Raw genomic sequence first — 16017 nt, 5'->3', positions numbered from 1 at the left:
CATCACACGGCGAGGTGGCGCCGGACGTGCTCCCCGTCCATCTCGTGGGCCCCGCCGCTGGCCACGACTTCCCCGCGCGACAGCACGACGAACTTGTCGGCCAGCGCACGCGCGAAATCGAAATACTGCTCGCACAGCAGGATGCCGATGTCCCCGCGCTCGCGCAGCAGCCGGATCACGCGCTCGATATCCTTGATGATGGATGGCTGGATGCCTTCGGTCGGCTCGTCGAGAATGATCAGCTGCGGGCGCTGCAGCAGTGCGCGGGCGATCGCCAGCTGCTGTTGCTGGCCGCCCGACAGGTCGCCGCCGCGCCGGCCCAGCATCTCCTTCAGGACGGGGAACAGTTCGTAGACCTCCCCGCTGATCCGCGCCGCCTCGCGCCGCGGCAAGGTGGCCATGCCCATCATGAGGTTTTCCTCGACCGTCAGGCGCGCGAAGATGTCGCGGCCCTGCGGCACGTACGCGATGCCGGCCTGCGCGCGGCGGTGCGGTTTATAACGCGTGATGTCGCGCCCGTTCCACGTGACGGTGCCGCGCGCGACGGGCAGTACGCCCATCAGGCATTTCAGGAGCGTGGTCTTGCCCACGCCGTTGCGGCCCAGCAGCGCCATGCACTGTCCCTTCTCCACCGCCAGCGACACGCCGCGCAGCGTATGCGACGAACCGTAGTACTGGTTCAGGTGTTCGACCTGCAGCATGCTTACCTCCCCAGGTAGACTTCGATGACGCGGTCGTCGGCCTGCACGTCGTCCATGCGGCCTTCCGCCAGTACGGACCCTTCGTGCAGCACCGTGACCTTGCCCTGTTGCGCGATCTCGGCCACGAATCCCATGTCGTGCTCGACGACCATGATCGAGTGCTTGCCGCGCAACTCGTTCAGCAGCTCCGCCGTGCGCGCCGTCTCGGCGTCGGACATGCCGGCCACCGGTTCGTCCAGCAGGATCAGCTGCGGCTCCTGCATCAGGAGCATGCCGATCTCCAGCCATTGCTTCTGCCCGTGCGACAGCAGCCCGGCCGGCCGGTCTTCGTGGCCGTGCAGGCGGATCAGGCGCAGGATCGCGCCGATGCGGTCTTCCTGTTCGGACGACAGCCGCGCGAACAGCGTCGGCCGCACGCGCTTGTCCATCTTCATCGCCAGCTCCAGGTTCTCGAACACGGTGTGCTGCTCGAACACGGTCGGGCGCTGGAACTTGCGGCCGATGCCGGCGTGGGCGATCTCGTATTCCGTCATCCGCGCCAGGTCGAACGTCTGGCCGAAGAACGCGCTGCCGGACGTCGGCCGGGTCTTGCCCGTGATGACGTCCATCATCGTCGTCTTGCCGGCGCCGTTCGGGCCGATGATGCAGCGCAGCTCGCCCACGGAGATGTCCAGCGTGAGCTTGTTCAGCGCCCGGAAGCCGTCGAACGACACGGTGACGTCGTCCAGGTACAGGATGGCGCCGTGGCGCGTGTCGACGCCCTCCGGCTTGATGCTCATGTCGAGGCTCATGCCGCTTCCTCCTTGGTGGCCACGACCGGCCGGCGGCCCGGCAGGAAGCGTGCGATGGCGGGCAGCGTGCCCAGGATCCCGCGCCGCATGAACAGCGTGACCAGGATGAACAGCAGGCCGAGGGCGAACAGCCACAGGTCGGGGAACGCGGCCGTGAACCAGCTTTTCAGCCCGTTCACCGCGAACGCGCCGACGATCGGGCCGACCAGCGTGCCGCGTCCGCCGATCGCCACCCACACCACCATCTCGATCGAATTCGCCGGCGACATCTCGGACGGATTGATGATGCCGACCTGCGGCACGTACAGCGCGCCCGCGACGGCGCACAGCACGGCGGACAGGGTCCACACGAACAGCTTGAACGCGAGCGGGTCGTAGCCGATGAACATCAGGCGCGATTCCGCGTCGCGCACGCCCTGCAGCACGCGGCCCAGCTTCGAGCGCACGATCCAGCGGCACAGCAGCAGCGCGCCGACGAGCAGCGCCAGCGTGGCGAGATACAGCGCGACGCGTGTGCCGGGCGCTGTGATCGACTGGCCGAGGATGCGCCGGAAGTCGGTGAAGCCGTTGTTGCCGCCGAAGCCCGTGTCGTTGCGGAAGAACAGCAGCATCGCGGCGTATGTCAGCGCCTGCGTGATGATCGAGAAGTACACGCCCTTGATGCGCGAGCGGAATGCGAACCAGCCGAACACGAAAGCGACGAGGCCCGGCACCAGCACGACGAGCAGCATGCAATACCAGAAGTGATCCGTGAACGCCCAGTACCACGGGTAGTCCTTCCAGTCCAGGAAGACCATGAAGTCGGGCAGCACGCTGCCGTAGCTGCCGTCGCGGCCGATGGCGCGCATCAGGTACATGCCGTGCGCGTAGGCGCCCAGCGCGAAGAACAGGCCGTGACCCAGCGACAGGATGCCGGTGTAGCCCCACACGAGGTCCAGCGCCAGCGCCGCCAGCGCGTAGCACATGAACTTCCCGACGAGGCCGACCGCGTAGCCGGAGACGTGCAGCGGATGGCCGTCCGGGAACGCCAGGTGCAGCACCGGCAGCAGCGCCGCCGCCAGCGTGCACGCGGCGAGGACTGCCCACGCGCGGCGCGAGAACAGGGATGACGTGCGATTCATTCGACGCTCCTTCCCTTCAGCGCGAACAGGCCCTGCGGCCGGCGCTGGATGAACACGATGATGACGACGAGGATGCAAATCTTGGCCATGACGGCGCCCGCGACCGGCTCCAGGAACTTGTTGATCTCACCGAGGCCCAATGCGCCGAGCACCGTCCCCGCCAGCTGGCCCACACCGCCCAGCACGACGACCATGAACGAATCGACGATGTACGACTGGCCGAGGTCCGGTCCGACGTTCCCCAGCTGCGACAGCGCGACGCCGCCGAGGCCCGCGATGCCGGAGCCGAGGCCGAACGTCATCATGTCGATGCGTCCGGTGGGTACGCCCACGCAATCGGCCATGCGCCGGTTCTGCATCACGGCGCGCACGAACAGGCCGAGGCGCGTCCTGTTCAGCACGAGCCACACGGCCGCCACGACGAGCGCGGCGAAGACGATGATGGCGATGCGGTTGTACGGCAGCACGAGCGACCCGAGCACGGTGACGCCACCCGACATCCACGCCGGATTCGCCACCTCGACGTTCTGCGCGCCGAACACGGTGCGCACGGCCTGCATGAGCATCAGGCTGATGCCCCATGTGGCCAGCAGCGTCTCCAGCGGGCGGCCGTAGAGCCAGCGGATCACGCTGCGCTCCAGCACGACGCCGACGGCAAACGCGACGAGAAACGCGGCCGGCAGCGCGGCCACCAGGTACCAGTCGGCCGCGCCGGGCAGGTAGTGGCGGAACAGCGACTGGCACACATAGGTCGTGTACGCGCCGATCATCAGGAGCTCGCCGTGCGCCATGTTGATGATGCCCATCAGGCCGAACGTGATGGCCAGGCCCAGCGCCGCCAGCAGCAGCACGCTGCCCAGCGAGACGCCGTAGAACAGGTTGCCGATCACCTCGTTGCGGGCGACGCGGCCGTCGATCGCGCGCAGGGTCGCGCCCGCGGCGGCGCGCAGCGCGGCGTCCGGCTCCTCCGTCAGCATCGCCTGCAATTGCGGACGCAGCGCTGCGTCGCCGCTGTCCGCCAGCGCGGTCACGGCGGCGAGGCGCGTGGCCGGATCGGACGACTCCAGGTCGGCGCGCGCGACCAGCTGCGCGAGCTGCGCCTTGATGTCCGTGTCGGTCTCGCGCGCGAGTGCCTGGCGCAGCAGCGGGGCCTGGGCCGGGTCGGCGTCCTGCGCCTGCAGGGAGTGTACGGCCGCCAGCCGTTCGTCGCGCGCCGGCGCGAGCAGCGCCAGGCCGGACAGCGCGGCCTGCACGGCGCCGCGCAGGCGGTTGTTGACGACGACGCCGTCCGCCCCGTCGGGCACGGGCAGCGCCTTGCCGGTGGCGGCGTCGATGGCCTGGTCGTCGCGGACGATCAGGACCTGGCCGGCCGGCGTCGCGACCAGGGCGTCGTCGAGCAGCGCCTGCAGCACCTGGCGTGCGTCGCTGCCGCCCGTGGCGGCGATGCGGGCCACGGCGGCGACACGGGCGTCGGGGTCGTCGCCGGCGAGCGGCTGCAGCAGTGCCGGGTCGAGGGCGGCGTTGGCCAGCAGGGGCAGGCACAGAGACAATGTGGCCAGGAGGTTTTTGAAGAGAGGCTTCATGGCGTATCCAGTCGAATCAGTGCGTCATTCCCGCGCAGGCGGGAATCCATACTGAGCAAAAAGAATCCGTTCATTGATGCAAACAGTATTCATCGAACGACTTCGGTAATTCAGCATGGGTCCCCGCTTTCGCGGGGACGACGGTGTTTTACAGGTTCTGCTTGCCCTCATTCCCCTTGATATACGGGCTCCACGGCTGCGCGCGGATCGCTTCCTTGCTCTTCCAGACGACGGAGAACTGGCCGTCGCCCTTGATCTCGCCGATCATCACCGGCTTGTGCAGGTGATGGTTGGTCGGGTCCATCACGAGCGTGTAGCCGGACGGCGCCTTGTAGCTCTGGCCGCCCATCGCCGCGATCACCTTGTCGGTGTCGGTCGATTTCGCCTTCTCGACGGCCTGCGCCCACATGTGGATGCCGACATACGTCGCTTCCATCGGGTCGTTGGTGACGGCCGTGGCGGCGTTCGGCAGGCGCTTGGCCGCGGCGTACGCCTTCCACTTCTTGACGAAGTCCGCGTTGGTCGGGTTCTTGACGGATTCGAAGTAATTCCAGGCCGCCAGGTGGCCGATCAGCGGCTTGGTGTCGACGCCGCGCAGCTCTTCCTCGCCGACGGAGAACGCCACCACCGGCACGTCCGTCGCCTTCAGCCCCGCGTTGCCCAGCTCCTTGTAGAACGGGACGTTGGAGTCGCCGTTGATGGTCGAGATGACGGCCGTCTTGCCGCCGGCCGAGAACTTCTTGATGTCGGCGACGATGGTCTGGTAGTCGGCGTGGCCGAACGGCGTGTACAGCTCCTTGATGTCGGCGTCCTTCACGCCCTTGCTATGCAGGTAGGCGCGCAGGATCTTGTTCGTCGTGCGCGGGTAGACGTAGTCGGTCCCGAGCAGCACGAAGCGCTTGGCGGCGCCGCCGTCCTTGCTCATCAGGTATTCGACGGCGGGAATCGCCTGCTGGTTCGGCGCCGCGCCCGTGTAGAACACGTTCTTCTCGAGTTCCTCGCCCTCGTACTGCACGGGGTAGTACAGCAGGCCGTTGAGCTCCTTCACGACGGGCAGCACCGACTTGCGCGACACCGACGTCCAGCAGCCGAAGATGGCGGTCACGTGATCCTTCGCGATCAGCTGGCGCGCCTTTTCCGCGAACAGCGGCCAGTTCGACGCCGGATCGACGACGACGGGCTCGATCTTCTTGCCGAGGACCCCGCCCTTGGCGTTGATCTCGTCGATGGCCATCAGGGCGACGTCCTTCAGCGACGTCTCGGAAATCGCCATCGTGCCGGACAGCGAGTGCAGGATGCCGACCTTGATGGTGTCGGCGGCGTGGGCGGACAGCCCGCTCGCGAGCAGGGCGGCGCCGGCGGCCACGCGGGTGAGGGACGAAACGAAATTGCGGCGGTTGGACATGGTGAGCCTCGCGAATGTGATGGGTTGATCAGTACTGGAGCTGGAGGGTGACGGCGAACTTCGACTGGTTGGGCGCGTTCGTCACCTTCGTGCGCGAATACAGCGCCGCCAGCTGGGCGTTGTAGCCGTCGATGATGTAGTTGACGCCGACGTCGCCCTGGCGCGTGTCGATGCCGGTATCGGCCGCGAACTTCTGGTAGCGCGCGAACGGCTGCAGGCGGTCGACGATGTAGCCCACGCCCACCAGCCATGCCCTGCCCTGTTCGGCCTTGACGACGTTGTCCGTGTCGTAGTCGTACCAGGCGCCTTCCAGCGACACGGCACCCGCGCCCGGCAGACGTTTTTCGAGCAGGAAGTCGACGTTCCAGGAGCGGTAGTCGCCGATGGCAGCAGGTGTCAGCACGCCGTCCTTCTGGCTGCGCGCGGCGATGCCGATCGCGAGGATGTCCTTCGTGCCCAGGTAGTTGCCGGTGCCGTAGTAGCCAGGCTCCGCGTCCCAGAAGTCGTACTGCAGGCGGCCCGCGACCATCGGCTTGTCGGATGCCTTGATGCCGGCGGCCTTCGCCTCGTTCTGCGTGAGCGAACCGATGCCGAACGTGTGGCCCTCGAACGCACCGACGGAATAGCCCAGTTTCCCGTCCAGCAGGTTGCCCCACACGACGGCACCGTCGTCGCGGCCGCGGAAGATGCCGCCGTTGTAGCCATAGCGCGACGCCACGCCGGCCCAGTAGCCGCCGCCCAGCGAGTAGTACGGTCCGGCCATGTTGGCGCGGTCGCTCGGTGACAGCAGGCGCCCGGCCCAGACGTTCAGTTCGGGAGAAATCGCGAACTGGCCGGCGGCGTCCAGCACGCGGATCTTGTCGCCATCCCACTCCGTGTTGAACATGCCCTTGATCTGCTTGTTCAGCGAGGCGCCCAGGTAGATGCGCGCGCTGTCCAGGTTGAAGTCGTTCGACCGCGAGCCGTCGGGCGCACCGTGTTCGGCGTTGGTATAGCTGGTGCGCATGCCGAAGCCCACGCTGACCGACTGGTCCGGCCCGATGTTCACGGTCGCGCCGGCCCGTGCCTCCAGTGCGGCAAAGCTTCCCGCGATCCCGATCAGGGCCAGCACCGCTGCCTTGTTCCCTAGTGACGTCATTCTTGTCCTCTCGTTGGGTGGTTGTCTTGTGGACATCATCGCCAGCGGGAGGCGGCAGGAACATACGTCAGGTTACGTAGTCGCGTTTGCGGCACAGCATTGTCGTAAGATGCATTGTCGTAAGATGTATAGGTGACTTCGAAAGGACATCATGCTCACTCCCGAACAACGCGACCGGTACCAGCGCGACGGCTTCATCGTCATCCCGAATTTCAAATCTGCAGATGAGATCGCGCGCCTGCGCGCCCGCGCCGGCGACATCGTCGATGCGTTCGATCCGGCGGAATCGCGCGCCATCTTCACCACGCGCGACCAGGCCAAAGCCAGCGACGCCTGGTTCCTCGGCTCGGACAACACGATCCGCTGCTTCTTCGAAGAGGAAGCCTTCGGCCCGGACGGCCAGCTGAAGCAGGCCAAGGCGCTGTCGATCAACAAGATCGGCCACGCCATGCACGACCTCGACCCCGTGTTCGAAGAGTTCACGCACGACGCGAAGCTGGCGGCCGTCGCGCGCGACCTGGGCCTGGAGCAGCCGCAGATCTGGCAGTCCATGTACATTTTCAAACAGCCGGGCATCGGCGGCGAAGTGCGCTGGCACCAGGACGCGACGTTCTTCGATTCCACGCCGATCAGCGTGACGACGTTCTGGTTCGCGCTGGAAGACGCGACCATCGACAACGGCTGCCTGTGGGTCGAGCCGGGCGGCCACCGCGGCCCGCTGCGCGAGCGTTTTCTCCGCGACGGCGATGCGATCACGATGGAAAAGCTGGACAGCACGCCGTGGCCGGACGACAGCACGGCCGTCCCGCTGGAAGCGAAGGCCGGCGACCTCGTCTGCTTCCATGGACTGCTGCCGCACTACAGCGCGCCCAATCGCTCGGCGGTGTCGCGGCATGCGTTCACCTTGCACGTGACGGATGCAAGGACCGCGTATTCGCCGCGTAACTGGATACAGCGGGATGCTGGTTTCCCGGTACGGGGCTTCGACTGATATACTTCTCCAGTATCTTTTAATGCACTTTTAGAACAATAAGCCGGGCATGGATTGTCACATCGAGATATTTCACGAAGGCCAGTGGCTGGAAGCCGCGCACGCAAGCTTTTCCGACGTAGTGCGCAATGGCTTCCGGCCCAACGATTGTGTGTTCGAGTACGATCTGCCCTACGCCTTCGGCGATGCACCGGCGCCGGTGTCGCTCGTGATCCCGGTAGATGCGGACCGTCACGTTCGCAAGACCTGGCCCACCTTTCTCTATGATCTTGTGCCGCAAGGTAACGGACGCAGGTTTCTGCTCGACCATCTGAAACTTCCCGACGCCCAGGCATCCGACCTGCCGTTGCTGTGCGCCGGCGCCTTCAATCCGATCGGGCGCTTGCGCATCCGGGAAGCCGTCCACTACTACGAACAGCATGTCGAGCGACATGAACTCGCTGCGGACGGCTTCACCTTCGACGAGTTGCTGGCGCGCTCGCCCGACTTTTACGAAATGATGATGGTGCACGGCATGCTGGCCGCGGGCGGCACAGGCGTGCAAGGTGTCGCCCCCAAATATCTGCTGACTCGAGGGCATGACGGCAAATGGCATCCCGACGCGGCCCTGCCCGACGACCAGGCCCAACGCCACTACATCATCAAGCGGCCACGCGGCCCCTCGGACGCCGATCGCAAGGTCCTGCGCAATGAAGCCCGCTACATGGAAGTCGCGCGGCGCTTCGGCATCCGTAGCTTCGACATACCTGTCCTGCACGCCGACATGCTGTTCATCCCGCGCTTCGATCGTCGCGCCCGCGATGGCCGGGTACAGCGTTTCCATCAGGAGAGCGTCGCGTCGATCGCGGGCCTGGCTGGCTTCGGCACCCAGGCCGACCAGTTCGAGTTGGTGAACGCGATTCGAAGCGTGGTCGACGTGCCGCTTGCCGAGACCATCGAGTTCATCCGGCGCGACGTGCTCAACCTCGCAATGCGCAACACGGACAACCATGCGCGCAATACGGCCGTGCAGACCGTCGACGGTGTCACGCGCCTCACGCCGCTGTTCGATTTCGCGCCGATGTACCTGGACCCCGAAGGCATTACGCGCTCGGCGCGCTGGTACCATCCGGACAGCCGCAAGGAACTGAAAAACTGGTCAGACATCCTGGTGCAGTTGTCCCTGCCCGATCAGGAGCGTGCACAGGTTGTCGAGGCGTTGGTACGGTTCGGCGAACAATTGACGACCCTCTCCGGATGCATGCGCGAGGTGGGCGTCGATAATGACATCGTCGATTTCGTCACGCCCAGCATCGAAGCGCAACGCACCCAACTTCTGGCACTGAGATAGTCATGAGCAAAAAAAAACCGTTGGATAAGGCAGAGGCCCGCGAGCGGCGTAACCGGATGCTGGAATCCGCCGCTGCGGCCAGGCTGTCGCTCACCGAAGGGGTGCGCGAAATGCGCGCGATTGCTGGCATGACGCAGGAAGAATTCGCGCGCCATCGCGGAGTGAGCGCGCGGGTGATCAAGGCGATCGAGCTTGGCCAGGCAAACCCCACCGTGGCGACGATGAACCGGATCGGACAGTTCTTTGGCCTGGAAGTGGCGTTCGTTCCGATCCAACGCGAGCTGCATGCTGACGAGCAGCCGCAGCCCGACAAGGACCGCATGCGCAACGGGAACGATGACGCGGACGCCCCGGAGGTCATACGCAAGGTCATCCAGGAGCGTTTAGATGACATCGTTCGCATGGCCGCTAAGCAGATCGACGCAGAACTGAACGCATTGAGTCAGGCGCACAAGGCACGGAAAACTACGCTCGACCCGGCGCCGGCATCGACCAAGGCTCCCGAGAATACAGCAGTAAGCGAAACTCGCAGCCGTACAAAAAGAAAACCGCGCGCCTCCTGACAAAAACTGTCAGGAACACTTTGTAAAATCTTCCCTTTCGCCGGACACGAAAGGAGAAGCTCATGCATATCATCATCGGAGGCACCGGCCACGTCGGCTCGGCCACGGCCCGCGCGCTGCTGCGCCGCGGCGAGCCCGTCACCGTCGTCACGCGCAATGCCGGCCATGCGGCCGGGCTGCGGGATGCCGGCGCGAAGGTCGCCGTCGCGGACGTGCGCGATGTCCAAGCTCTGCGTGCCATCTTGCGCACGGGCACGACCGCGCTGCTGCTGAATCCACCGGCCGCGCCGTTCACGGACACGGATGCCGTCGAGCGCGCGAATGCCGCCGCCATCGTCGACGCGGTGACGGGTTCCGGACTGCGCAAGGCGGTCGCGATTTCAACCTTCGGCGCTCGCGCCGGCGAGCCGTGCGGCGACCTGACCGTGCTGTTCGAATTCGAAGAGAAGCTCAAGGCGCAGGCCGTGCCCGTCGCGGTCAACCGCGGCGCCTACTACATGAGCAACTGGACCGAGATGCTCGACACGGTGCGCCATCGCGGCAAGCTGCCGAGCTTCTTTCCGGCCGATGCCGCGATCCCGATGGTCGCACCGCATGACCTGGGCGAAGCCGCCGCGCAGCGGCTGATGGAACCTGAGGACCGGACGGACACCATCTACATCGAAGGGCCACGCCGCTACACGCTGCGCGACGTCGCCGACGCCTTCGCGCAGGCGCTCGACCGGCCCGTCGACGTCGAGGTCATCCCGCGCCACGCCTGGGAGCAAACGTTCCGCCAGCTCGGCTTCTCGGCGGAAGCGGCGCGCAGCTATGTGTGCATGACCGGGACCGTGCTGGACGAGCAGGACCGGTGGCCGGACGACCCCGTCCGCGGATCAACGACGCTGGAAGATTTCATTTGCGCAAGCTCAAATCGCAAGTATTAAAACTACACACTTCATGCGAATTGGATTGACATAGAAATACGCATGGCTAACAATCTCCCCCGTCGGGCAAGAAAACACCACAGAATGATCGCTCGATACGTAGTAAAAGTACCTAGCTGAGCAACGGACTTTTGCACGACCTCCGTTGCCGGCCGGGACCTTACCCGTATCACATCGGAGGAGAAGCATGAAGAAGAGCACCATCGCCGCCCTGCTGGCAGCGGGCATGATCACGTCCATGGCCTCGGCAGGGGCCGCCACACCCGTCCAGCAGGCCGGCAGCAGCACGGCCGTCGTCCTGCAGGGCTTCCACTGGAACTCGGCCAATTACGCCGGCCCGGACTGGTACAACGCCCTGCTGAACAACGTCGGCGACATCAGCGCCATGGGCTTCACGCACGTGTGGTTCCCGCCGCCGTCGGATTCGGCGGCCAAGGAAGGCTACCTGCCGCGCCAGCTGAACAAGCTCGATTCCAAGTACGGCAGCGCGGCCGAGCTGACGAACGTCGTGAGCGCATTCAAGAGCAAGGGCGTCAAGTCGATCGTCGACGTCGTCGTCAACCACCGCGTGGGCAGCACGGGCTGGTCCGACTTCACGAATCCGAACTGGACCACTTATTCCATCGTCAACGGCGACGAGTGCAACTGCGGCCTCGGCAATGCCGACACGGGCACGGGCTATTCCGCCGCGCGCGATCTCGATCACAAGAACGTCGGCGAAGTCCAGAACGGCATCATCAACTGGCTCAACTACACGCTGAAGCCGGTGGGCTTCTCGGGCCTGCGCTTCGACTACGTGAAGGGCTTCGGCGCCAACTACGTGGGCCAGTATTCGAACGCGTTCGCGTCCGATTTCTGCGTCGGCGAGATGTGGCCGGATTCGTTCGACCTGAACAACCTGAACGCGAACCGCCAGGCGATCATGGACTGGATCAACGGCACCAGCAACAGCTGCGGCGCGTTCGACTTCACGACCAAGGGCATCCTCAACGACGCCCTCGCCAACGGCAATTACTGGCGCCTGAAGGCGACCGACGGCAAGCCGCAGGGCGCCATCGGCTGGTGGCCGGCGATGTCGGTGACGTTCGTCGACAACCACGACACCGGCCCGGCCGAAAGCTGCGGCACCGGCCAGAACCTGTGGGCCGTGCCGTGCGGCTCGGTACTGGAAGGCTATGCCTACATCCTGTCGCATCCGGGCATCCCGACCGTGTTCTACCCGCACATCTACAACTGGAACCTCAAGACGCAGATCGCGGCGCTGATGGCGGCGCGTAAGAATGCGGGCGTGAATTCGACGTCGGCCGTCGCCATCCAGCAGGCCACGCAGGGCCTGTACGCAGCCATCATCACCGGCACCACGCACCAGCTGGCGATGAAGATCGGCCCGAACAGCTGGAGCCCGGGCGCCGGCTGGACCCTGCAGACGTCGGGCAACAACTACGCAGTCTGGATGAAGTAAACAGAAGACGCGGCTCAGGCACCCACCGCCTGCAACCGCGTCACCTGGCCGCGGCCCGCGACGTCGCGGCCATGCACGCTGACGCGGTTGCGGCCGTTCTGCTTGGCGTGGTACAGCGCCTCGTCCGCGCGGCGCAGGATCTCTTCCCATTTGTGGTCGTGCGCATCCAGCGCTGCCACGCCCACGCTGACGGTCATCGCGACCGGCTTCCCCTCGACGGTCAGCGGCGCCGCGACCACCGCCTCGCGCAGGCGTTCGGCCATGGCGCACACGTTCCCCGCGTGTTCGCCGACGACCAGCACCGCGAATTCCTCGCCGCCGATGCGGAACACTGCGTCATACCCGCGCAGCACGCGCGCCGAGAGCGCCGTCACGTGGCAGATCGCCGCGTCGCCCACGCCGTGGCCGTAGCGGTCGTTGATGGGCTTGAAGTGGTCGATGTCGAACGTGATGAAGTACATGGCCGAACCGGTGCGGCGGCAGCGGCGGAAGTCGCGCGTGGCGATATCGTGCAGCGCGCGCCGGTTCAGCCAGCCGGTCAGCACGTCCGTCAGCGAGGCGCGGCGCAGCGCCAGCGTCTGCTGGTGGCTCACGATCAGCGCACAGCACATCGTCGCCAGCGACATGTACGCGAGCATCGCCAGCGCGCCCGACGTGCGGAAGAAATCGCCGCCCAGGAAGCCCGGCGGGTGGCCGTCGTACGCGAGCATAATCGCGACGCGCGCAGCCTGCTGCAGCGCGGACAGAACCTGCAGCACGATCAGCGGCAGGTGCGCCGCGCGCGCCTCGCGCTCGCTCCGGCGCCACAGCAGCCACGCGGCACCGAGGTTGAGCGCGCCGACGAAGGGTGTGAACAGCACGAGCCGGTACAGCGGCGCCTCGCGCACGGCCAGCAACCCGTGCGCCGCCAGCAGGCCGGCCATCAGGACGACACCCCAGTGCCAGCCCGGCGCCAGGTGGAGGTGGCGCCGCACGCCGGCCAGCATGCCGAAGTGGCCGCCGATGTGGAGCGCGTTGACGCAGGCGATGAACAGGATGGGGCTCGCCTGCTGGTGCAGGCCGATGGCGCCCAGCCCGTTGCTCAGGGCGAACAGTGCGGCGGCGACCGTCCAGTCGACGAGACAGGCCTGGCGCGCGCTGGCGAGGTACAACAGCCCCATGCTGGCCGCCATGGTCAATGCCGCCAGCGCGGCGGCCACGATGAGTGTGAAAGCGTCCATCCGTCCCCTGGCCAGCCGTACGCCGCTAACCTGTATAGATAATTCCTTAAGTATAAGACTCTTGTCTATATGCAAATCTCACCAATTGTCGCAATCCGAAAGTTTCTGTACTTACAAGCAAGGGAAACGGGCCTTCTGGCGGCTGTGATAGCCTGATGCCTGCCGGCCAGTCGATCGCCGTCCAGAATTTCAACGAGAACCTTGATGGTGTCCGCCCGCGGTGTCCGCTCAGTGTCCGATCCTGTGTCCGCATGTCCGACCGTATCGCACGCGCCACGCCCATCCGTATGTATCAGTCTTGTTACACATCAAATAAGGAAATGGCTGAACGCCAAGACTAGAATATTTTCCTTCTTTCAACCATGAATGCAGGGTAAATATGATACGTTTCCCGATCGGCCTGGCGGCGCTATGCCTCAGCTTGGGGGCAATCGCGGCGGAACCTTTCGACGACAAGTTCCGCCAGCTCGACGAATTGCTGCCCACCCCGACGACGATCCGCACCGCCTCCGGCGCCCCGGGACACGCCTACTGGCAGCAGCGCGCCGACTATGCGATCCGCGCCACGCTGGACGAAGGCAAGCGCGCGATCAGCGGCACCGAGACGATCACGTATCACAACAATTCGCCCGACACGCTGTCCTACCTGTGGGTCCAGCTCGACCAGAACATTTACAAGCGCGATTCCGACGCGCGCATGACGGCCACCGTCCCCTCGCGCGACGCCTGGGCCAAGGCGCGCGGGCCGGAAGACGGCTATAAATTCGACGCGCTGCGCTCCGTGCTGGAAAAGAGCACGTTCGACGGCGGTTTTAACATCGCCGCCGTAAAGGACTCCATCGGTCGTCCGCTGCACGTCGTCATCAACCGCACGATGATGCGCATCGACCTGCCGCAGCCCCTGAAACCGGGCGCGAAGGTCGCGTTCTCGATCGACTGGAGCTACAACATCAACGAGCAGAAGGTGCTCGGCGGCCGCTCCGGCTACGAAAAATTCGACGAGGACAAGAACGACCTGTTCGAGATCGCCCAGTGGTTCCCGCGCATGGCCGCGTACTACGACGTGACGGGCTGGCAGCACAAGCAATTCCTCGGCACGGGCGAATTCACCTTGGAATTCGGCGACTACGACGTGCAGCTCACCGTCCCCGCCGACCACATCGTGGCCAGCACGGGCGAGCTGCAGAACCCGGGCGACGTGCTGACCGCCGCGCAGCGCCAACGCCTGGAGCAGGCACGCACGGCGACGAAGCCCGTGATCATCGCGACGCAGGCCGAGGCCGAGGCGCGCGAAAAGACCCGCGCCAGCGGCACGAAGACGTGGCGCTTCCGCGCGAAAAACGTGCGCGATTTCGCATGGGCGTCGAGCCGCAAGTTCATCTGGGACGCGCAAGGCTTCAAGAAGGACGCGACCAACGTGCTGGCGCAGTCGTTCTACCCGAAGGAAGGCAACCCGTTGTGGGAAAAATACTCGACGGCCGCCGTGATCCACACGATCGCCGAGTACAACAAGTATTCGTTCGACTATCCGTATCCTGTCGCGATTTCCGTGAACGGTCCGGTCGGCGGCATGGAATACCCGATGATCTGCTTTAACGGCCCGCGTCCGACCAAGGACAAGAAGACGGGCGAGCTCACGTACTCCAGCCGCACCAAGTATGGCCTGATCGGCGTCGTGATCCACGAAGTGGGCCACAACTACTTCCCGATGATCGTCAACTCGGACGAGCGCCAGTGGACGTGGATGGACGAGGGCCTGAACAGCTTCCTGCAATACCTGGCCGAACAGGCGTGGGAAGAGCACTACCCGCAGTCGCGCGGCGAACCGCGCGCCATCGTCGACTACATGAAGAGCACCAACCAGGTGCCCATCATGACGAACTCGGAATCCATCGCCGCCCTCGGCTACAACGCGTACGCGAAACCGACGGCCGCGCTGATCGTCCTGCGCGAGACGGTGCTGGGCCGCGAGCTGTTCGACTTCGCGTTCCGTGAATACGCGCAGCGCTGGAAGTTCAAGCGCCCGACGCCGTCCGACTTCTTCCGCACGATGGAAGACGCGTCGGGCACGGACCTCGACTGGTTCTGGCGCGGCTGGTTCTACACGACGGACCACGTGGACGTCAGCGTCGACGGCATCAGCGAATACACGGTCGGCACGAAGGACCCGGCAATCGAAAAGGCGTGGAAGAAGGCGCAGCGCGAGGCGGAACCGATCTCGATCACGGACCAGCGCAACAAGGGCACCTTGCCGCGCCGCGTGGACTCCGAGCCGGAGCTGAAGGATTTCTATAACGAGCATGACGAGTTCACGGTCACGAACCGCGACCGCAACAAGTACAACGAAGCGATCGGCGAGCTGGAAGACTGGGAGAAGAACCTGCTCAAGGAAGGCAAGCATCTGTACCTCGTCGACTTCAGCAACCTCGGTGGCCTCGTGACGCCGCTCGTGCTGGAGATCACTCTGCAAAGCGGGAAGAAGTACGTCGAGCGCATCCCGGCCGAGGTGTGGCGCTACACGCCGAAGAAGATCACGAAGCTGATCATCACGGACGAGCCGATGGTCGCGCTGACGCAGGATCCGAATTGGGAGACCGCCGACACGGACACCAGCAACAACAGCTGGCCGCGCAAGGCGACCCCGTCGCGCCTGGAGTTGTACAAGACCGAGCATGACAAGGACAACCTCATGAGGGACTTCAACGAAAAACTGAAGACCAAGGACGACAAGGCGGAATAACACGCCCTACGTCTGCCCTCGGCAACGGCGCCCACGAGGTGCCGTT

The 16017-nt window shown here is 65.2% G+C and carries 13 protein-coding genes; 6 read left to right on the top strand and 7 right to left on the bottom strand.

What is annotated here, in order from left to right; all coding sequences use genetic code 11:
- Positions 1–2 precede the first annotated feature (2 nt).
- The 6 genes from urtE to P0M04_RS13855 all read right to left on the bottom strand — a co-directional run bounded on the left by urtE (position 3) and on the right by P0M04_RS13855 (position 6739).
- Positions 3–701, bottom strand: coding sequence for an urea ABC transporter ATP-binding subunit UrtE (gene urtE / locus P0M04_RS13880; protein WP_259449844.1), 699 nt, complete (start codon positions 699–701; stop codon positions 3–5).
- A gap of 2 nt (positions 702–703) precedes the next feature.
- Positions 704–1492 carry an urea ABC transporter ATP-binding protein UrtD gene (urtD, locus tag P0M04_RS13875; protein WP_259449843.1) on the bottom strand — a complete coding sequence of 263 codons (789 nt, stop codon included), beginning with the start codon at positions 1490–1492 and terminating at the stop codon, positions 704–706.
- Complete coding sequence (gene urtC / locus P0M04_RS13870) at positions 1489–2613, bottom strand: urea ABC transporter permease subunit UrtC (protein ID WP_259449842.1); 1125 nt, start codon at positions 2611–2613, stop codon at positions 1489–1491. Before urtC ends, urtD begins: the two co-directional genes overlap by 4 nt.
- Positions 2610–4196, bottom strand: coding sequence for an urea ABC transporter permease subunit UrtB (gene urtB / locus P0M04_RS13865; RefSeq protein ID WP_259449841.1), 1587 nt, complete (start codon positions 4194–4196; stop codon positions 2610–2612). The genes urtC and urtB overlap by 4 nt, the downstream gene beginning before the upstream one ends.
- Before the next feature lie 148 nt (positions 4197–4344).
- On the bottom strand, positions 4345–5601 hold the full coding sequence (urtA, locus tag P0M04_RS13860; protein ID WP_259449840.1) for an urea ABC transporter substrate-binding protein: 1257 nt from the start codon (positions 5599–5601) through the stop codon (positions 4345–4347).
- Positions 5602–5629: 28 nt separating this feature from the next.
- On the bottom strand, positions 5630–6739 hold the full coding sequence (locus P0M04_RS13855; RefSeq protein ID WP_259449839.1) for a porin: 1110 nt from the start codon (positions 6737–6739) through the stop codon (positions 5630–5632).
- Positions 6740–6890: 151 nt separating this feature from the next.
- Here P0M04_RS13855 and P0M04_RS13850 point away from each other — a divergent pair, with 151 nt between their 5' ends.
- From P0M04_RS13850 to P0M04_RS13830, 5 genes are all read left to right on the top strand, one after another.
- Positions 6891–7730 (top strand): phytanoyl-CoA dioxygenase family protein, encoded by an 840-nt coding sequence (locus P0M04_RS13850; protein WP_259449838.1) that lies wholly within the window; start codon positions 6891–6893, stop codon positions 7728–7730.
- 49 nt (positions 7731–7779) lie between these two features.
- Complete coding sequence (locus P0M04_RS13845) at positions 7780–9060, top strand: type II toxin-antitoxin system HipA family toxin (RefSeq protein ID WP_259449837.1); 1281 nt, start codon at positions 7780–7782, stop codon at positions 9058–9060.
- 2 nt (positions 9061–9062) lie between these two features.
- Positions 9063–9623, top strand: coding sequence for a helix-turn-helix domain-containing protein (locus tag P0M04_RS13840; protein WP_259449836.1), 561 nt, complete (start codon positions 9063–9065; stop codon positions 9621–9623).
- 62 nt (positions 9624–9685) lie between these two features.
- The gene (locus P0M04_RS13835; RefSeq protein ID WP_259449835.1) at positions 9686–10549 is read left to right on the top strand and encodes an NmrA family NAD(P)-binding protein; all 864 of its coding nucleotides are present in this window, start codon (positions 9686–9688) and stop codon (positions 10547–10549) included.
- 187 nt (positions 10550–10736) lie between these two features.
- Positions 10737–12011 carry a glucan 1,4-alpha-maltotetraohydrolase domain-containing protein gene (locus P0M04_RS13830; RefSeq protein ID WP_259449834.1) on the top strand — a complete coding sequence of 425 codons (1275 nt, stop codon included), beginning with the start codon at positions 10737–10739 and terminating at the stop codon, positions 12009–12011.
- Positions 12012–12025: 14 nt separating this feature from the next.
- Here P0M04_RS13830 and P0M04_RS13825 read toward each other — a convergent pair whose 3' ends face one another.
- On the bottom strand, positions 12026–13231 hold the full coding sequence (locus tag P0M04_RS13825) for a GGDEF domain-containing protein (protein WP_259449833.1): 1206 nt from the start codon (positions 13229–13231) through the stop codon (positions 12026–12028).
- Between the two features lie 379 nt (positions 13232–13610).
- Between P0M04_RS13825 and P0M04_RS13820 the strand changes: the two genes are divergently transcribed.
- Entirely contained in the window at positions 13611–15971 is a 2361-nt protein-coding gene (locus tag P0M04_RS13820) for a M1 family metallopeptidase (protein WP_259449832.1), read from the top strand.
- Positions 15972–16017 lie beyond the last annotated feature (46 nt).

It is taken from the genome of Telluria mixta, from assembly GCF_029223865.1.
Lineage (GTDB): Bacteria > Pseudomonadota > Gammaproteobacteria > Burkholderiales > Burkholderiaceae_D > Telluria > Telluria mixta.
Note: the sequence above shows the minus strand (reverse complement) of the source record. Positions and strands in the feature narration are given on the sequence as shown.